The organism is Pseudomonadota bacterium, from assembly GCA_026388315.1.
Classification (GTDB): domain Bacteria; phylum Desulfobacterota; class Syntrophorhabdia; order Syntrophorhabdales; family Syntrophorhabdaceae; genus MWEV01.
Map to the genome: position 1 here is coordinate 1 of JAPLKA010000048.1, position 18,983 is coordinate 18,983.

Here is an 18,983-nt window from a genome sequence, read left to right on the forward strand (position 1 = left end):
GCCGGGGAGGGCAATTCCACAGATGCCGGGAAACGCTTTGCCTATGTGGATCCACGAAACCAGTCCGTTCAGAAGGAGATGGAACTCGTATTTACTGATTATCTCAGAAAGATAGTGGCATATCTTCCGGCAGACGGTCTGAGAAAGGCCGACAATGAATCACAGCCTTTTTCCACAGAGGCATCAATAATCATACCCGTAAAGAACCGTAAAGAAACAATTTCTGATGCCGTGAAAAGCGCTTTTTCGCAGGAAACGGATTTTCCTTTCAATGTCATCGTTGTGGACAATCACTCCACAGATGGGACAACGGCTGTCCTCTCAGGTCTGGCCACGCAATATCCAGCCCTGAAACTTGTCATCCCCGCGAGGACCGATCTCGGCATCGGCGGATGCTGGAACGAAGCCATTTACAGTGAGGCTTGCGGGCGCTACGTGGTTCAGCTTGATTCTGATGACCTCTATGGCGGTACCGACACCCTCCGGAAAATCGTCGACATGCTCCGTGAGGGAAACTACGCAATGGTAATCGGTTCATACGCCATTGTCAATTTCAATCTTGAAGTTATTCCACCGGGGCTCATCGACCATTCCGAATGGACTTACGATAATGGTCACAATAATGCCTTGCGTATAAACGGTCTTGGCGCCCCGCGGGCATTCAGCACCAGCCTGATGCGCAAGACAGGATTTATGAATGTAAGCTATGGTGAGGATTATGCGGCGGCACTTCGGATCTCACGGGAATACCGGATCGGGAGAATTTATGAGAGTCTCTACCTTTGCAGGCGCTGGGAGGGAAATACCGATGCGGGGCTTTCTGTAGAAGAGACAAACCGTAACGACGCCTTTAAGGATAAGGTCCGGACTGATGAAATTCTCGCGAGGCAGGAGATGAAAGAAGGGTTCAAGGGGTCGAGGGTTCAAGGGGCCAAGTGAGATGCTTAAAATGATTAACTCGTAAAAAGCCCCGAAACCGTTACTCCGGTGAAGCTTGTCCTCGAATGGTCCTATCGGGGAACCTGAGTCCATAAATAGTTGATTTTACTGGACTCCCACTTTCGTGGGAGTGACGACTTTTGTACTTTTGTAAGAGGCCCATAATATAACAAATGGATTTCTAAAAGAAGAAACATTGGAGAATAAATCCCCTTGAACCCTTGGCCCCTTGAACCCTCGACCCCTGTATTCAAGATATATGCCGCCTTTGCCGGTGACAACAATTCGACAAACCTGTCCGGCCTCTGTCTCGAACTCCTGTCAGAACAGAAAAAAACATGGCTGCAACTCCGCGAAGGGTATGAATCGCTGAAGAACGTGAGGATACGGGAGATTCCATGTGATGGATTTTCTGTCCGCGTTCAGCACAATCCCGGAAGAATCAGGAGCACCATGGCCGATGTGGAGGGAAAAGCGATAAACGGGCGACCATGTTTCCTCTGCCTCAACAACCTTCCTGAAGGTCAGAAAGGAATTTTCTACCGGAATTTATACCTTATCCTGTGCAATCCGGCGCCTGTTTTTCCTTCTCATTTAACTATCTCCCGTTTAAACCATCATCCCCAGGCCATTGCTGAACATATCGATACCCTCCTTCGACTCGCAGGTGATTTTGGCGACCGCTGGACAATACTCTATAACGGACCGAAATGCGGCGCTTCCGCACCGGATCACCTTCATTTTCAGGTCATCCCATCCGGACAGATGCCGATCGAAAAGGAATGCCTGGAAGAAAAGAACCTTACCGTGATAACCGGGGTTGACGGTGTTTATATTTTGCGCGCAAGGGACCTTGGACGTGAGATTATCATAATTGAAGGAGATGATCCTGCTTATATTGCGAGCGTGTTTAAGGAGATCCTCGCGGCTATGAAAAAAGTCCTTCATACAGATGAGGAGCCAATGGTGAGTATCGCCGGTTTCTACAAAAAAGAAAGATGGCGTCTCCTTGTTTTCCCGCGTGCAAAACACCGTCCTGATGCCTTTTTCAAAAAAGATAACTACCGGGTTGTGGTCAGCCCTGCTGTTATCGAAATGGGCGGCGTCATTGTAACCCCTGTGGAAAGTGATTTTGAAAGGCTCGATGCGTCCGATGTGGAGGGCATCTACAGGGAGGTCTCCCTTAAAGCCGGCATTGTGGACAGTATCCTCGCAGTCGTGGCATAGACACTGAAGGTTTTTCCTGCCATAGCGCACTGTTCCGTTTTCGATTGGGGTCGGACCAAACCCTTGAAAATACTGGATTATGGAGTAGTAGGGATTATGGATTATCTTAATCCTTTAATCCATCAATCCTTAATCCACTTTTACGGCTTAAAGTGCTGTTTTTGGGGACAATTCGTGAATAGTACCAGGTTTTTCCCTTTCACCGACTATGTGTCCGAAGGTTTTTCTGCCACAGTGGCAGAAACTCTTGAAATCTCCGCAAAGTCAATACGTACGCTGCTTCGCACGATTTTAATTTTAATACTTTTTTCTGAGGAACCGGAACTCTCCGAAACGTTTTCGGAGATTCTTAAAATCGTTGGAAAGTCAATACTGACACTCTATAACGGGTTAATCATTTTGAAAAATGTGAAGAGCTCAAACGGTGTTCATTATAGCAAAAACTGTTGACAGGATATTCCTTGGAGGTTATATTTCTTTCATGGCATGGGAAGTTGAATATACCGACGAATTTGAAGCATGGTAGGTTGGTCTGGACGAGGAAGAACAGATCGATATTGACGCGGTTGTCGGTTTGTTGGAAGAAAAGGGGCCTCATCTGCCGTACCCCTACAGTTCGGATGTCAAAGGGACCAGGTACGGCTCACTAAGAGAGCTGAGGATTCAGCACAAAGGTAAACCATATAGAATCCTTTATGCCTTTGATCCCCGCAGAACAGCCATTCTTCTGATTGGTGGTAGAAAAACAGGTGGTACACGCTGGTATGAAAAACATGTGCCTTTGGCTGAAAACATATTGGAGGAACATTTGAAGTCTTTCGAGAACAAACAGGGAGATGCATTATGAGCAAACCTTATTCAATACTAAGGGAAAAAATGAAGCCCGCTGCACGGAAAAGGGCCGCTGAGAAGACAAAAGCTCTACTGGATGCAATGCCTTTACAGGAATTGCGCCATGCCAGACATTTAAGCCAGGAGCAATTGGCACAAGCACTGTCCGTCAAACAGGCTGCGGTATCGAAGCTTGAAAAGCGGACAGACATGTATATCAGCACATTAAGAAATTTTATCAAGGCCATGGGAGGTGACTTGGAAATCATCGCCAAGTTCCCCGATGGTTCTGTTCAGATCAGTCAATTTGAAGACATTTCTGCGGAGATAGAAAGGGGAAACTCTCCGAGTTAAGGAAGTGTTGAGTTTTGACGGCCTGTTGCCCAAACATACATACAACCAATAATATTGGAGCATGAGCCGGAGCCCTTTTCCCGATTAGCGACTTCAAGCTTGCCTTGGGCACCCTGCCGGTAAGCAGAAATGTGCCCGCGGCCAGTGCCGCGTCTGGACCGGCCTGATTTGTTCGAAGCCTAGCGGCAAGTTAGAAGGCCGAATGGATGCGAACCGTTGCAAGGGTAAGGAAGCGCAGCGGAGCAGCGAGGGTAAAGGTTCAACGGCGAAGCCTCAACAGCGTTCCGGGGCCATACCGATGGGACGTAATTGGGGTTAAACTTCTGTTTTTGTTATATTCTTTCGATATGCAAGATTATGTGGCATTCAACAGATCGACACGTTCGTGTTGAGAAATTGTTTTTCTTGTGTTATTTATAGCATATGCTGAAAAGTAAATTCCTATCAGTCAATTTCCAAATTACAGGAAACTGATCATTGAAGGCATTGGTAACAGGCGCCAACGGGTTTATCGGCAGCCATTTAGTTGAGAAATTGGTACAAAGCGAAACAAAGGTCCGTTGTCTTGTACGCCGAACGAGCGATCTGCGCTGGCTTAGGGATTTACCGGTAGAGATTGCATATGGCGATTGTGTTGATAAGGATTCCCTGTCGTCAGCCGTCGCCGGGGTGGATTGCGTTTACCATTTAGCCGGTGCGACGAAGGCGAAACGCGAAGAAGATTTTTTTACGATAAATGCCGGCGGAACGGAGAATCTGATTCGGGCCTGTTTGGACCATAATCCGAAAATGGAGAAGTTTGTTTATCTTTCGAGCCAGGCGGCTTCGGGTCCGGGCGTTGACGGACGGATGAAGGCGGAATCGGATCCGAATTTTCCAATTTCATCTTATGGTAAGAGCAAACGGATCGGCGAGGAAGTGGTGTTGGATTATCGCAGCCGCATTCCGGTTACTATTCTTCGCCCGAGTGCGGTTTACGGGCCTCGTGATCGCGCATTTTTATCTCTTTTAAGGCTTATCGCGAAAAAGATTAAATTCAGTCTGCTGGGGGTGACCCGGTGGATCAGTATGTGCTTCGTGAGCGATTTGGTGGACTCACTGGTTAAATCCGGTAGAACCGGAGTGGGAGACGGCGAGATTTTTTTCATATCGGACGGTCGATGTTACCGGATGGAAGAAATTGGCGATGCGTTTTCCGCTGCGATGAGAACAAGGGCATTCCGTTTGCCCGTTCCTGGGTGCCTGATTCGTGGAATCGGAGCGATCAACGAGACGATATGTCATTTTACGGATCAGCCGTGTTTACTTACTCGCGGTAAAGCAAAAGAAATAGTGCAGGAAAATTGGAATTGTGATATTACCAAAGCGAAAAGTATGTTAGAATACAGACCAATGATCGACCTGATTCAAGGGACAGAAATCACTGTCGACTGGTATCGTAAGAACAATTGGTTGTGAGGTAATAACGAACGATGGATATTTTTGACAAATGCGGTAAGTTTGTTGACCAGGCAGTCCGTGTACTTCGAGAATCCGGGAATTATTTTTACTTCCGGGAAATCCAATCCCCACAGGATTCAGAAGTCATCGTGGGAGGCCGTCGGGTGATCATGATCGGCTCGAATAATTACCTAGGATTAACTTGCCATTCACGGGTAAAAGAAGCCGCCATCAAGGCCGTGGAAAAATACGGCAGCGGTTGCGCCGGTTCGCGATTTTTGAATGGGAACCTTGAAATTCACGCCGAGCTGGAACGTAAGCTGGCAAAATTTTTCCGTCGGAAAGCGGCCCTGGTTTTTGCGACAGGATATCAGACGAATCTGGGGACAATCTCGACGTTGCTGGGACGCAGCGATGTCGCCATTCTTGATAAATACGATCATGCCAGCATACTCGATGGGTGTCGGTTGTCGTTTGGCCAACTGAAAAAATACCGCCATAACGATATGAACGATCTGCACCGTGTTCTCGAAGACAACAAGGATTATGGCCAGTTGATCGTCGTGGATGGGGTCTTCAGTATGGAAGGCGATATCGCCGACTTACCCTCCATTGTTAAACTGGCAAAAACCTACGGAGCCAGGATCATGGTGGATGATGCCCATGGAATTGGCGTTCTGGGTAAAACGGGACGGGGGACCGCGGAACATTTCGGATTGGAAGACCAGGTGGACCTGATTATGGGGACCTTCAGCAAATCACTGGCCGCCATCGGCGGGTTCATCGTCGGGGATCAGACGATCATTGATTATATCAAGCATACGGCCCGCTCCATGATGTTCAGCGCGAGCCTTCCGCCCGCTTTAGTGGCGGCGGCAAGTGCGGCGTTGGACGTTGTGGACGAAGATCCGGAACTTCTGGAACAGTTATGGAAGAATACACGGAAGATGCTCAACGGGTATAAAGCATTGGGATTCGATACCGGAACGAGCGAAACGCCGATTATTCCGGTTATGATCAAAGATGCCGCTAAGACTTGTAAAATGTGCAGTTTGCTATTTGACAAGGGGGTCTTCGTCAATCCGATCGTCAGTCCCGCCGTTCCTCCAGGAAGAGAGCTTCTAAGAACCAGTTTCATGGCCACCCACACCGATTCACAGTTGGATCAGGTTTTATCCGCCTTTGAAGAAGTTGGAAAACAACTCGAGATCATTTAAGGCAGAAAAGGCCATGGACGTCGAAATAAAACCGGTAACCGGGATCAGAGACCTGAAGCAATTCGTATCATTTCCCTATTCCCTGTATGCCGGAAATGCCTTCTGGGTGCCTCCGTTGCGGTTTACTGAACTGCAAACATTCCGATGGGATAAAAACCCGGCCTTTGAGTTTTGCGAAGTAAAATATTGGCTGGCCTTCAAAAATGGAAAACCCGCCGGACGAATTGCCGGAATCCTCAATAACCACTACATCGAAACCTGGGGGAAAAACACATTGCGGTTCGGCTATATTGAGTTTATCGACGATGAACAGGTGTCGGGGGCTCTGCTCAAGACGGTCGAATGCTGGGCTAAGGAAAAAGGAATGCAGTCCGTGCATGGACCCCTTGGTTTTACCGACCTGGACCCCGAAGGAATGCTGGTGGAAGGATTTGAAGAGCTTGGAACCATGGGGACGATCTACAATTTCTCCTATTATCCGATCCATCTGGAGAAAAATGGATATAAAAAAGATGTGGACTGGGTGGAATTCGAGGTAAAAGTACCTGCAGGTATTCATGAAAAGCTGAAGCGGCTCGCTGAGGTCGTTACCCGAAAAAATCATCTCAAGGTTTTGCAGATTAAAAGAGGCAAGGAACTTCTCCCCTATGCAAAAGAGATATTTCATGTTCTAAATGAATCCTACGAAGGTCTTTATGGGGTGGTTCCCCTGACGGAAAAGCAAATTGATATGTACACTAACCAGTATTTCAGACTGGTCCGGCACGATTATATTTCGATTATTTTAGACCGGGAGGACCGGGTGGCCGCCTTTGGCATTACCGTTCCCTCCTTGGCATTAGCCCTTCGGAAAGCATGGGGAAGGCTGTTTCCTTTCGGATTTATTCATTTATTAAGGGCTTTGCGAAAAAACGATACGGTCGAAATGTGCCTGATCGCGGTCCGGCCCAACCTCCAGGGAAAAGGTGTCAATGCCATGTTGATGTACGAATTCAATAAAATCTATGTACGCCATAACATCCTCAAGGCGGAAACCAACCCTGAACTGGAAACCAATAGCAAAGTCCAGGCCCAATGGAAATTCTTCGACGCCCGCCAGCATAAGCGCCGGCGATGTTACATTAAGTATGTTTGACCAAGGCCGGAAAATGGCTTTAAAATTATTTTTTGTATTTACTTTAATCCTGTATGCTTCCTTGAGTTTCTCCAGCACTGCCCTTGCACAACCCACTCAAGCGGAACTGGCGAAACTGGTGAATAAGGAACTGATTATTAACTCCAAAAAGATTCCGAGATGCCCTTGGCCCGAAATAACGGTCTTTACCCTGATTGATGTATCGCCTGTTGAAGCAGCGGCCCTTTTTTCAAATTACCAGGATCACAAAACATATATTCCTGATTTGATTAAATCCGATCCCATAAAAAAAATAGCTGAGAATGAAACAATCGTAGATTTTGAAATGCTCACCCCATGGCCGCTTGCGAACAGCAAATACTGCACTGGAAATGTCCTTAAAAAGTTAGAGAATAACGAATATGAAATCAGTTGGTATCTGGTTGAGTCGGACTCTTTGGTTGACAGTAAAGGAATGGTCCACTTCATCCCATACGGTAAGAAAACCCTTTTGAAATATAAATCGCTTATTCACCCTGATTCAAAGCTTGCCTCCATTTTTTCTTCTAAAGTTAAAAGCGGTGTAACTAAAACGGTTCAGGCCATCGTGGCTTACATAGAGGAAACAAAAAAGAAAAATCCGGAAAAGATTCAAAAGTTAATCAACTCACTTCCCAGGTAAATCTTCCTGACAGGGGGAATTCTTTTATTGTTTTACCAAAAGTTGTCTGGTATTCTTACCATACATGGAAGATTTTTCCCGGTGGAGCATATTGAGTGGAATTAACATTATGCATATGGGATTTATTCAACATTAACAGTTATATGTAAACAGACTGAGGGCAAATGATGAAGGAAAAATACTTCCTCAATCTAAATGGAAGCGCTGAAGAAATCTCACCATCAGGAGAACATCGTCGAAGCGTCCGGTTTCCGGTACGTCTCTCTGTTAAATATGGAGAAAAAACTTCCGTTGAATATACGAGTTTTATTCTAAACATGAGTGAGAGAGGCGTTTTTATTCAAACCGAAAGGCCCCTCCAGATAGGCACCAAAATCGTGATGTCCTTTTATATACCGCCGAATGCGAAGATTCTTGCCAACATCGTTGGAAATGTACAATGGGTAAATGACGGTGATTCTAAGCTTCCGAGAGGTATGGGGATCAGCCTGGAAGAATATAGCATAGAGTCCATACAACAGCTTGAAGATTTCCTGGAAGAGCGAAAACATTTGGTCGATCTAAAAGGATAAGCCGCTGAAACATATCGCGAAATTTTGTTTCTATTCAATTCAGTGCGGATGGCGAGGGCCAGCCTGTAAGAAACGATGGCAGATTATCGGGTGAGTGGAATATTTACAGTGTTTGCTCGGGGTTGAGGTTTGTATTAACCGGGTTTATATCTTTTGTCTGTCTTAAAGCAACTGTCCTTAAAACGTTTTGCATGCGCCTTCATCTTTGACGCAATCTCTGTGATTTCTCCATAGTGGGAAAAATACCCTAATTTATTATTTGCAATACCGATAGAAATTGTCATAAAAGGAAACGCCTTTAGATTGCCCTGTCTGTCAACAGATTGGATAAAACCTTTGTCTCTGTCTTCCGGGTCATAAAATGTCTGAATGATTCTTTTAAAAGAATCAATGATTTCTGCCGATGCTTCTTCGATAAGGTCAGCATGCATAATATATATGAAATCATCACCACCTATATGTCCTGCAAAGCTGTTTTGAGGCTGTTTATTCTTCACAATATTCAGTATAAGTCGTCCAGCCACCCTTAAGGCCTCGTCTCCACGGCTGAACCCGTATTTATCGTTAAAAGGCTTGAATTGATCAATATCGAGGTACGCAAAGGCAAAAGCTTCACCGGCGTCGAGCCTGCCCTGTATCTGTTTGTTGATTGAGATATTTCCCGGAAGCCTTGTCAGAGGGTTAATTTCAACGCTCCTCTCGGATCTAACAATACAAAGTTCAACCCTTGGCAACATCTCTCTTTCAAGATCAGGCATTCCGATATAGTCTTCAATAAAAAAGGAGTTCCATCCCGGTATAGCGGCATTTGCAGGAAAAATAGCCATTACAGGCAATTGACTGAAAATAGGGTCTTCCTTCATATTGTTTAGAATATCAATCACGGTAGTATCATTAAGGTCAATTTTAACAATCACCAGATCTGGTATGGAATTATATATATAGTCAAGCGCGGATGTAATCCCGCTAAATGCAATGACATTATACAAATGTTCCAGATTTTTAACAATAATAGTTGTTAAAACCGTGTCACCGGAAACTACAACAATCGTTTTCATATTTTCATTTCATAGATGTCATTCAAGAATTAGCGTACCAGCACCCTCTATTAAGTCTTCCATCTCTTTTAATATATCCTTCAGATCATTTTCGGTCATTTTAAGATTTTCCCACACGGCAGGATTTATGGCAGGAACCAAACTGTCGCCGGCAAAACCAAAACCCCTTGCCCGCACAAGGATATCGGCCAAGTAAACTATAGAAGTCTCAATAGAAAACGTTCCTGATAAACGAGGTTTATGGTGATGCCAGATTACTTCTGTCAGTGTTCCGGGAAATCTCCATTTTTCGGCAATCCAGCTACCTGCATCTGCATGTGTAACTGCAAATACATCCTCTTCTGCCAAAGAAATCACAACGCCCCTCTCCTGTGCCTGTTTCATCGCGTGCTTATAGTGTTCGGGGTATTGTAAAATAAGGATAACCTTACCTATATCATGGAGCAGGGCCGCAATAGATATCTCCTCTGGTTCCTTTAACCCCTTTTTTCTTGCAATAAGCCGTGCGGCGATGGAACACCCCATGGAGTGTTCCCAGAGTCCAACCATGGTTTCCTGCATAAGTTCAAAGATAGATACGCCGAGCAGTAATCCCTTTACAACATTTAATCCGAGAAGGATTACCGCCTGGCTCACCGACGAAATCCTGCCAGGAAAACCATATACCGCTGAATTCACCATCTTTAGAACCTTTGCTGTAATAACCGGGTCATTAGATATGAAAGCGCCTATCTCCGTAAGAGACACATTCGGATTTTCAAGCGCTTTCAAAATCTTTTTTAAAATCCCTGGTAGTGTAGGTAATGTATCTATGTTTTGAATTTTATATCTTAGCGTCTTTGCGTCGATCTTATCCATAAAGCCCTTCAATATGTTCTTTCAACACCCTTTTTAACATATCCATATAAGGTTCATGCTCAACCTTTTCAAATCTCTTATCCAATTCAAGCAGCGCTTCTTCCCTCGGCATATCGGGTTTTGACACGCCTTTTACATAAACCGCGTAAACATCCAGTGTTTTCAACTTCTCTATTACTGCCTCAGTCAATTCGGTATCTTCGCCCAACAAGGTTATATCATCTTCATTCAAAACCGGCTTCGCAAGCTTCATTCCAGGCTTAAGCTCATTTAACAGGATTTTAGGCAAATTCAATCCTCCAGCAAGTTTATTTCAAAAAAGTTCAATCCTGAATTAAGCAGATTTATCAAAACCTTAATGTATAGCGGCAATTTTAAAAAAATTCAAGGTAAATCAAACGTAAACTACCCATCAATAGCGAGAATGATTCTTCGGTCAACCCTTTACTCGAATGAAAAATCTACATACATCACTTCTTTGTCTTCGTTGTTTCCGCTATCAACAGGAAAGTAAAAGGGGAGTGATATTATTGGTATTTTTGTTATAAAGTTCAACTCAACATCTTTCCCGACTATAACCATTGGCATGGCGGCACTTAAGTTTATCCCGTTCTTCTCAAACTCTTTTCTTGCCTGACCAGAGATTATATTGGTAATTTCACCTATTGCATCAACAACATCCTTGTTGATACTCTCACATTCTTCGCCGACCAGGGTTTTATAGACAAACTTTGCGCCTCTTTCCCTGAGGCTAATTGCCACCGTCCCCTTTTTGTCACCAACCAATCCCATTACACCCGTGACATCACCGGAAGCACTGTTGATAGTTTTCAAAATGGGTTTTCCCATGTCAGCGTTGATGCTTAACATAGTCTTAAAGACTGTTTGCGTTGCAATAATAAATGGATTTATATATTTTATATCCACGACTCCCTCCGGTATCTACTTCATTTTCCAATTCTTGCCTTTGCCTTTTCGATCGCAGCCTGGAGTTTATCAGGAGTAAATGGCTTGACTATATAATTGTCAACACCCGATTTGATAGCCTCCATGATACACCCCTTCTGCGCTTCTGCCGTGACCATAAGGAAGGGAATATTTTTAATCTCATCATTGCTTTTACATGCCTTCAAAAAATCTATTCCGGTCATTTCCGGCATGATCCAGTCGCTAATAATTAAGTCTATCGCTTCCTTTTTTAACACATCAAGGGCCATTTTCCCGTTCTCAGCTTCAATTACACTTTCGATCCCTATTTGTCTTAAAACGTTCTTGATTATTTTCCTCATTGTTGCAAAGTCATCAACCACAAGGACATTCATATTGTAACCTCCATAAAAAGACTCTTATTATGCTTTTGCTTGCATGTAAAATTATCGTTCCAAAAAAAATAAACTTAAGATAATAAGATAATTTAAAGATTATTTTCCGGATTTCATTTCATATTTGTTTCATCCGCAAAATATTATAATTTGTTTCATCCGCAAAAACAATGTTATAATAATCTAAAATTTATAAAAAAACATCGAAACCCCAAAGGCAATCCTCGTCAGGGCAAAATCTCGATCATTAAAAAATATGCTTAATAAATCCAGAAAAAAACCGATAATGGTTTTTAAGTTGACATCATGGAGGAGTAAACATGTCTAATCGTCTAAGAAGTGCCATTTTTATATTGTTGTCCGGTATGATTTTCGTTTTTCTTTTTGTTTTTCCTCATCTTGCATCTTCCGAGTCAGGACAAGACGAACTCAATGTCAAGAGGGACGAGGAGAAAACTGTATATACCATTGGTTCTTCACAGGCAGATAAAAAGGATCAGGCAGAAAAAGACAAGGAAAATTCCTGGGAAATGTTAAAAAATATGAATTTATGGATGAAAAATAAGTAACTGGTACAAATATTGCATCTTGCATCTATGTCTTGAGTTGATTATATGACCGACTATACTAATATGCTCGATATGATTTTGACCTCACATCTTCTACAGAAGAAACGGGGGAACATCCTGAAAACGAATGGTGTGAATGGTGTAGTTGATATGCGATTCAATAATCTCCTCAATCAAAGCTTAGAAAAACTTCAGGCTGGAAACAACCAAACAATGTCGTTGAAGCAGTTGCCCACTCCGTCTGCTGTGAATTCTTTCAATGGCACAGGAGAAACGGCTAACAAATTTAATGAAGCATTAAAGTTTGTCCTTCAGCAAGAAGGCGTGAAGTTCGTGCATCGGGATGGCGGGAGCGGTGAATCATCAAAATACGGTATCCTTCAGTCAACAGCCAGGGAGTATGGTTATAACGGCAATATCAAAAATATTACGTTAGACGATGCAAAGATCATCTACCGTAAAATCTGGGAAAAATCAGGAGCATCTTCACTTCCGCTGGCTTTGAGTGTCGTCCATTTTGACACCTATGTCAATAGCCCTGCAATGGCGAGGAAACTACTTAGCCGTTCCAATAAAGATATAAACACTTACCTCAAGATGAGGGAGCAGCGATATGTCGGTCTGGCTGAAAGCAAACCGGATGTTTACGAAAAATATCTCAGAGGGTGGAAAAATAGGGTTGAAAGCCTTAGGGTCATGGTTGCCGGTCTTGAAAAAAGTTCCGTTCAGACAACCTAACGCAAAGGGCTGATATATATAAATGATTTGGTGTAAAAATGCTTCAAAAAAATCTTTTCAGGAGGTAACACAATGAAAAAGATGTTGGTAGCAATCGTTATGTGCATGTTTTTAATGGGTGTAGTCGGTGAGGTTATTGCAGCAGGTACAGCAGCAGAAGCAGAGGCAATGGTCAAAAAAGGGGCAGCATATATCAAGGCAAACGGCAAGGACAAGGCATTAAAAGAATTTACTGATGGTACCCAGTTCAAAAAAGATGACCTCTACATTTTTGTTCTTGATCCAAAAGGTTTAACCCTTGCCCATGGCGGCAACCCCAAACTCGTTGGCAAAGACATGTCTGGGCTTAAAGATGCAACTGACAAATTTTTTATCAAAGACATCGTTGAAGGTGCAAAAGCAAAAGGGAGCGGCTGGGTAGATTATAAATGGACTAATCCTGTAACAAAAAAGATCGAAGATAAGTCCACATACTATATGATGTCTGACAATATGGTTCTTGGTTGCGGAATATACAAAAAATAGCTCAAAAGAATCTTTCCGGGAGGTAACACAATGAAAAAGATATTGGTAGTAATCGTTATGTGCATGTTTTTAATGGGTGTAGTCGGTGAGGTTATTGCAGCAGGTACAGCAGCAGACGCTGAGGCAATGGTCAAAAAAGCGGTAGAATATATCAAAGCGAACGGCAAGGATAAGGCATATGGTGAGTTTACAAAAAATCAGACAGGCATGTTCAAAAAAGACGATCTGTATATTTTTGTCCTCGATGATAAATACAATATGCTTGCTCATGGCGGGAACGATAAGATGGTTGGCAAGAACTTCAAAGACCTTAAGGACAGTGACGGAAGTTTTTTTCTAAAAGGCATGGTCGATAAAGGAATGGCGGACGGGAAGGCGTGGTACGATTATAAGTGGACAAACCCCGTAACCAAGAAGGTTGAACCAAAATCATCGTATGTTGTGAAAGTTGACAACACGGTGGTAGGCTGCGGTTTTTACAAAAAATAGCAAGGGGTGCGATCAGAAAAGAGAGAGGTTCTTATTATGAAACGGTATCTTACAAATCTTGGCATGTCAAAAAAGCTGCTATTGGCTCCCCTTACCGTTATGCTGTTTCTCTTCATTTTTGGGGTAATGGCATACATAGGGCTGGTGAGTCAAAAATCTGCCATTAACGACATCTATAACAACAAGTTCAAGAATTACGAGACAGTGGCTCAAATGGTCAGCGATATTGCAAATATCCATGCAAATACCTACAAGGTAATAAGCTGGACAAACGCCAATTATGAAGCAGCAAAGATAGATACTCTCGGGAAGGAACAGTTGGTAACCCTTAACAAAACGATTGAGAGCATTCAGAAAAAATTAACTTCAAAAGCCGTCACCCCTGAAGAGAAAAAGATCTTTCAAACTGCCTCAGAGCAGCTCGCGGAATACAAAAAACCCGTGGAAGGAGTCATTGATCTATCCACGAGCGGGGATGTAAGTTCAGCAACCATGTTTATGGGCACTGCAGATGATAAGTTTCAGACCCTTAACAAAAACTTGCAGGAACTACTCGACCTTGAGAATAAATTGAGCAAGGGGAGTTATGAGTTTTCTCTCAAAGTGTTTAACAGAAGCCTTGTAGTCATGGCTATAGTGCTGTGTATTGCGATTGCGTTGTCTCTTTTTATAAGTATAGGCATGAGCAGGCTGATTCTTGCCCCCATCAAAAAGACAATCGAGGTAATGGAATATATCGCACAGGGTGATCTCACGAAAAGGGTTGATATCCTCTCAAGAGATGAAATAGGGGAAATGGGCAACCATTTTAACTCCTTTGTGGAAAGGCTCCACGAAACTATCATGAAGGTTGCAGAAAGCAGCAATAAGGTCACTTCGGCCACAAACACGCTCAACAGCAGCGCTGAACAAATGGCGGCAGCCGTGGAAGAGGCGGCAACCCAGGTAAATTCCGTAGCAACGGCCAGCGAGGAGATGTCTACTACCTCCTCGGAGATTGCCCAGAACTGCTTAATGGTAGCGAAGAGCGCCGACAAGGCAAATACTTCTGCTGAAAGCGGAGAAATTATAGTCCGCAAAACAGTTGCAACAATGAATCAAATCAAAGAAATGGTAAAACAGTCTGCCAGGATTAATCAAAAGCTTGGGGAAAGGTCTGACCAGATCGGTCCGGTAGTGGGACTTATTAACGATATCGCCGATCAGACAAATCTCCTCGCCTTAAATGCAGCGATTGAGGCAGCAAGGGCTGGCGAACACGGGAGAGGTTTTGCAGTTGTTGCTGACGAGGTCCGTAAACTTGCAGAAAGGACTACTGAAGCAACAAAAGAAATCGCTCAAACAATTCAGGCAATGCAGTTAGAGACAAAAAGCGCTGTAACTTCAATGGAAGAGGGAGTAAGAGAGGTTGAAGCCGGGAGCGAAGAGGCAAAGAAATCCGGTGATGCATTAAAAGACATTCTCATGCAGATCAGCACTGTAACGACAGAAGTGAACCAGATCGCTGTTGCCTCTGAAGAGCAAACAGCTACCACGAATGAGATTGCGAATAACATCCAGCAGATATCAGAGGTTATGCAACAGACTGCAAGAAATATTCAGGAGAACGCTGATGCTGCAGCCCAGCTTGCGAACCTCTCGAAAGATTTGCAGAAGTCCATAGGACAGTTCACTGTATAAGGCAGGAATGGAGAAAGGGATTATTATAAAACAAAATGTATAAGAAGGCGATGAAGTGCTTGTAATAATTGGTTGTGCAGTTGTCCTTATATCTGTTATAGGGGGCTATATGGAGGCGGGTGGCCCCCTTCTCGTTCTCGTACAAATTGCAGAGTATATCATCATCGGGGGATCAGCCATTGGTGCATTGCTTATCTCCACTCCAGGCAAACTGCTTAAAAAGCTCATTAAAAATGCGTTAGGAACTCTAAAAGCCAGCAAAATCAATAAACAAATGTATCTCGACCTTCTTAAACTGCTCTATGAATTATTCAGTGTTATCAGAAAAGAGGGACTTATTGCCATTGAATCACACATTGAAAAACCAGCAGAAAGTGCAATTTTTCAAAAATACCCTGTATTTCTTAGTCAAACTCATCTTATCGAATTTACTTCAGACACATTACGCCTTGTCATAATGGGCGGCGTACCTCCACAAGAAATTGAAATACTTATGGATGCAGATATTGAATTGCATCATAGTGAAGGTACAAAACCAGGCATGATTCTTCAGAAGATAGGAGATTCCTTACCAGGCCTTGGCATCGTAGCGGCGGTACTCGGAATAATCATAACGATGCAAGCCATAACCGGTCCTCCTGAAGAAATTGGACAGAAAGTTGCAGCAGCACTTGTTGGAACTTTCCTTGGTATTTTTCTATCTTACGGGTTTATTCAACCCGTCGCTACAAATATGGACCTTGCTAATGACGATGAATCAGGAATCTATGTCGTAATTAAATCAGGAATAATATGTGCCGCCAAAGGCTTAAATCCTATTGTAGCAGTTGAATTTGCACGAAGGGCAATTTCGAGTGACTTTCGCCCATCGTTTCAAGAGATGGAAAGCTATGTGAAGGAGTCAAAATGAGTGAAGATAAACATCAGATGTCAGTAAGAATCGTTGTAAAGAAAAAACATGGCGGAGGACATCATGGAGGTGCATGGAAGGTAGCATACGCTGACTTTGTTACTGCCATGATGGCGCTATTCATTGTGTTATGGATAGTAGGTCAAAACAACGGTGTAAAACAAGCCATTTCAGCTTATTTTAAGGATCCGACTATTCTTGCCGGAGGAAGTGGAATACATGCAGGTCAGTCGCAATCCCCCCCTGCGCCCGTACTTTTCCCGAAACCGGAAGCAACTGAGACGTCCAGGGCGCTTCAGGCAATCCAAACACAAGCTGCTTTAGTAAATCGTGAGATGGAAAAACTAAAGACAGAAAGCATAAAAATTGAAAAGATTATCTCTTCAGTCCCTGCATTTGAAAAGTTTAAAGACAAGATAAATGTAAGTGTTTCAAAAGATGGTATGAAGATTGAACTCATTGAGAATTCACAGGGTTTATTCTTCGATGTGGGAAGCTCGAAAGTAAAACCGGAAACGATAAAACTACTGAGACTCCTTGCGGAAGAAATCGGAAAACTATCCAATCAGGTAATAATAGAGGGTCATACTGATGCGCGCCCCTATATTACCCCCGGATACTCTAACTGGGAATTAAGTACGGAAAGGGCTAATTCTGCAAGAAAACTCCTCGGGGAAAATGGTCTAAGAAAAGACCAGATTAGAGAAGTAAGGGGATATGCGGACAGGTTCCTGAAGCATCCGGACAAACCCCTGGACTTTGCGAACAGAAGGGTTAACATTGTCGTAGCAATCCCCCAACAACCTGATGGTAATAAATCAACAGAAGGCAAAACATCTCAGCAGGCCAAATAGAAGGATTAAAGTATAAATATGCACACAATTCTTATTGTAGATGACAGCCCCTCAGCCCTTAAACTGCTCAATGCCTTACTGTCAAAAGATCAGACATATCAAATTTATCAGGCAGGCAACGCAGAAGAGGGTATTGAGATTGCGAGAGATATCAGGCCGGATATCATCATCAGCGATTATTACATGCCAGGAAAGGATGGCCTTGAGTTTTGCCGGGAAATAAAAAATGACACAGAACTTTCAAACACCATCTTTATCCTCCTCACCGCTGAAACTGATGTAGCCAAGAAGATCGAGGGGCTTGAAGGGGGTGTGGATGACTATATCGAAAAAACGATATCAACAAAAGTCCTGCTTGGTAAAGTAAAGGCCTTCCTTAAGATTAAGACTCTTCAAAACGAACTGATGAAAGAAAAACAGAAACTTCAAGTGGCTAATGAACAACTGAAGAAAAATTTCAAAGAACTTGTTGTGGTTTTGCTTAAGATTCTTGAAATGCAGATTCCAGGAGCAGGAAACAGGGCTGATATTGCAAGGGCTATTGCAAAATACATTGCAGGAAAACTTGAACTCGACGAGGAAGTGAAGAAAAATATTGTATTTGGCGCAGTATTACATGAAATAGGAAAAATAGGTCTACCCGAAAAGCTTATTAAGTCCGATTTAAAAGGTTTGGAGCCGCATAAGATAGAATTGTATTATCGATTTCCCGTAATCGGCTCTATAATAGTATCCACCTTTACCGGCTATTCTGATGCCGCTTATGATGTATGCCATCAATGTGAAAATTTTGATGGCTCCGGTACGCCTGATGGTCTAATGAAAGATGAAATTACCATCGGGGCGAAGATTTTACGGGCAATTATCTTTCAGGAAGAATTATTCATGATGGGACTTTCCTCACAGGAGGTCATAGAACAGATACGATCAGCGATGAACACAAAACTTGATCCTGTTATTTCAACATACCTTGTTAATTATCTGATGGAAAATGAAAAAGGATTTTCCATCAGCAAAAACAAGATCCCGATAGAAGAGCTCAAAGCAGGAATGGTGCTGGAAGAGGATCTATACTCTGTATCCGGCATAAAGATACTTCCAAAAGGAGTTGTGTTAACGGAGAGGATGGTTGAGATTATACTGGAACGTGACATTGTAGACCCTATTGTTGGAGGAGTTTCTGCATATAAGCCATAAACCTTGCCCCTTGGCCCTTTCGCTGTTACTTCAGTGAATAGTCAAAGACATTTTATCACGCTCATTGTCATTCCCCCCGTTCGGGGACAGGACTCTTTTGCCATATCTTCAAATCCTTAAAATTCTTTATCTTATCTTCCTGTTTTTACTATTCACTGCCTTTATCCCTTCAGTCTAACATCTCCCTGATCTTGCTGGATAGTTTTCCAAGATGAAAGGGCTTCTGGATAAACCCGTTGCATCCGCGGTCCATAATCTCCTGCGCCTGTCCGTTGATGCTGTACCCGCTGGAAAGAAGCACCTTGGCATCGGGATTGATCTCGCGAAGACGATCGAAGGTCTCTCCCCCCGATATTCCCGGTATGATCATGTCCAGAATGACCAGATCGATTTCGTTTCTTTTCTCC

24 protein-coding genes are annotated in these 18,983 nt (G+C 43.4%); 18 read left to right on the plus strand and 6 right to left on the minus strand.

The annotated features are described in order from the left end of the window. The 10 genes from NTX75_05795 to NTX75_05840 form a co-directional block, all read left to right on the plus strand. Positions 1-939 (plus strand): glycosyltransferase family 2 protein (locus NTX75_05795; protein MCX5815741.1); only part of this gene is annotated, 939 nt, incomplete at its 5' end. Positions 940-1,152: 213 nt separating this feature from the next. Next, positions 1,153-2,166 (plus strand): DUF4922 domain-containing protein, encoded by a 1,014-nt coding sequence (locus tag NTX75_05800; protein MCX5815742.1) that lies wholly within the window; start codon positions 1,153-1,155, stop codon positions 2,164-2,166. Positions 2,167-2,340: 174 nt separating this feature from the next. After that, a complete protein-coding gene (locus tag NTX75_05805) occupies positions 2,341-2,616 on the plus strand; it encodes a hypothetical protein (protein ID MCX5815743.1) in 276 nt (91 codons plus the stop codon). An 82-nt stretch (positions 2,617-2,698) separates the two neighbouring features. Continuing rightward, the gene (locus tag NTX75_05810; protein ID MCX5815744.1) at positions 2,699-3,013 is read left to right on the plus strand and encodes a type II toxin-antitoxin system RelE/ParE family toxin; all 315 of its coding nucleotides are present in this window, start codon (positions 2,699-2,701) and stop codon (positions 3,011-3,013) included. After that, positions 3,010-3,351 carry an XRE family transcriptional regulator gene (locus tag NTX75_05815; protein ID MCX5815745.1) on the plus strand — a complete coding sequence of 114 codons (342 nt, stop codon included), beginning with the start codon at positions 3,010-3,012 and terminating at the stop codon, positions 3,349-3,351. Before NTX75_05810 ends, NTX75_05815 begins: the two co-directional genes overlap by 4 nt. Before the next feature lie 477 nt (positions 3,352-3,828). After that, entirely contained in the window at positions 3,829-4,809 is a 981-nt protein-coding gene (locus tag NTX75_05820) for an NAD-dependent epimerase/dehydratase family protein (protein ID MCX5815746.1), read from the plus strand. Positions 4,810-4,823: 14 nt separating this feature from the next. Beyond that, complete coding sequence (locus tag NTX75_05825) at positions 4,824-6,008, plus strand: pyridoxal phosphate-dependent aminotransferase family protein (protein MCX5815747.1); 1,185 nt, start codon at positions 4,824-4,826, stop codon at positions 6,006-6,008. Beyond that, positions 5,974-7,143 (plus strand): hypothetical protein, encoded by a 1,170-nt coding sequence (locus NTX75_05830; protein ID MCX5815748.1) that lies wholly within the window; start codon positions 5,974-5,976, stop codon positions 7,141-7,143. The genes NTX75_05825 and NTX75_05830 overlap by 35 nt, the downstream gene beginning before the upstream one ends. A gap of 13 nt (positions 7,144-7,156) precedes the next feature. Beyond that, positions 7,157-7,804 carry a hypothetical protein gene (locus NTX75_05835; protein MCX5815749.1) on the plus strand — a complete coding sequence of 216 codons (648 nt, stop codon included), beginning with the start codon at positions 7,157-7,159 and terminating at the stop codon, positions 7,802-7,804. A 164-nt stretch (positions 7,805-7,968) separates the two neighbouring features. Beyond that, positions 7,969-8,376 (plus strand): PilZ domain-containing protein, encoded by a 408-nt coding sequence (locus tag NTX75_05840; GenBank protein MCX5815750.1) that lies wholly within the window; start codon positions 7,969-7,971, stop codon positions 8,374-8,376. A gap of 134 nt (positions 8,377-8,510) precedes the next feature. Here NTX75_05840 and NTX75_05845 read toward each other — a convergent pair whose 3' ends face one another. The 5 genes from NTX75_05845 to NTX75_05865 form a co-directional block, all read right to left on the minus strand. Further along, entirely contained in the window at positions 8,511-9,434 is a 924-nt protein-coding gene (locus tag NTX75_05845; GenBank protein MCX5815751.1) for a diguanylate cyclase, read from the minus strand. Positions 9,435-9,452: 18 nt separating this feature from the next. Further along, complete coding sequence (locus NTX75_05850; protein ID MCX5815752.1) at positions 9,453-10,292, minus strand: HDOD domain-containing protein; 840 nt, start codon at positions 10,290-10,292, stop codon at positions 9,453-9,455. Then, a complete protein-coding gene (locus NTX75_05855; protein MCX5815753.1) occupies positions 10,285-10,581 on the minus strand; it encodes a hypothetical protein in 297 nt (98 codons plus the stop codon). Before NTX75_05855 ends, NTX75_05850 begins: the two co-directional genes overlap by 8 nt. A gap of 155 nt (positions 10,582-10,736) precedes the next feature. Next, positions 10,737-11,219, minus strand: coding sequence for a chemotaxis protein CheX (locus NTX75_05860; protein ID MCX5815754.1), 483 nt, complete (start codon positions 11,217-11,219; stop codon positions 10,737-10,739). Between the two features lie 20 nt (positions 11,220-11,239). Continuing rightward, positions 11,240-11,614 carry a response regulator gene (locus NTX75_05865; protein ID MCX5815755.1) on the minus strand — a complete coding sequence of 125 codons (375 nt, stop codon included), beginning with the start codon at positions 11,612-11,614 and terminating at the stop codon, positions 11,240-11,242. 320 nt (positions 11,615-11,934) lie between these two features. Here NTX75_05865 and NTX75_05870 point away from each other — a divergent pair, with 320 nt between their 5' ends. The 8 genes from NTX75_05870 to NTX75_05905 all read left to right on the plus strand — a co-directional run bounded on the left by NTX75_05870 (position 11,935) and on the right by NTX75_05905 (position 18,576). Then, positions 11,935-12,183, plus strand: coding sequence for a hypothetical protein (locus NTX75_05870; protein ID MCX5815756.1), 249 nt, complete (start codon positions 11,935-11,937; stop codon positions 12,181-12,183). A 45-nt stretch (positions 12,184-12,228) separates the two neighbouring features. Continuing rightward, entirely contained in the window at positions 12,229-12,921 is a 693-nt protein-coding gene (locus NTX75_05875; protein ID MCX5815757.1) for a hypothetical protein, read from the plus strand. Positions 12,922-12,993: 72 nt separating this feature from the next. Continuing rightward, on the plus strand, positions 12,994-13,446 hold the full coding sequence (locus NTX75_05880; protein MCX5815758.1) for a cache domain-containing protein: 453 nt from the start codon (positions 12,994-12,996) through the stop codon (positions 13,444-13,446). A 30-nt stretch (positions 13,447-13,476) separates the two neighbouring features. After that, complete coding sequence (locus tag NTX75_05885) at positions 13,477-13,935, plus strand: cache domain-containing protein (GenBank protein MCX5815759.1); 459 nt, start codon at positions 13,477-13,479, stop codon at positions 13,933-13,935. Between the two features lie 36 nt (positions 13,936-13,971). Next, a complete protein-coding gene (locus tag NTX75_05890) occupies positions 13,972-15,615 on the plus strand; it encodes a methyl-accepting chemotaxis protein (protein MCX5815760.1) in 1,644 nt (547 codons plus the stop codon). A gap of 55 nt (positions 15,616-15,670) precedes the next feature. Next, complete coding sequence (gene motA / locus NTX75_05895) at positions 15,671-16,525, plus strand: flagellar motor stator protein MotA (protein ID MCX5815761.1); 855 nt, start codon at positions 15,671-15,673, stop codon at positions 16,523-16,525. Continuing rightward, positions 16,522-17,379, plus strand: a complete 858-nt coding sequence (locus tag NTX75_05900; GenBank protein ID MCX5815762.1) for an OmpA family protein — start codon at positions 16,522-16,524, stop codon at positions 17,377-17,379. The genes motA and NTX75_05900 overlap by 4 nt, the downstream gene beginning before the upstream one ends. 18 nt (positions 17,380-17,397) lie before the next feature. Beyond that, positions 17,398-18,576: a response regulator gene (locus tag NTX75_05905; protein ID MCX5815763.1), complete on the plus strand. Its 1,179-nt coding sequence runs from the start codon at positions 17,398-17,400 to the stop codon at positions 18,574-18,576. A 169-nt stretch (positions 18,577-18,745) separates the two neighbouring features. On the opposite strand, the gene NTX75_05910 is transcribed toward NTX75_05905, so the two are convergent. Beyond that, a partial coding sequence (locus tag NTX75_05910) for a response regulator (GenBank protein ID MCX5815764.1) occupies positions 18,746-18,983 on the minus strand: 238 nt, incomplete at its 5' end.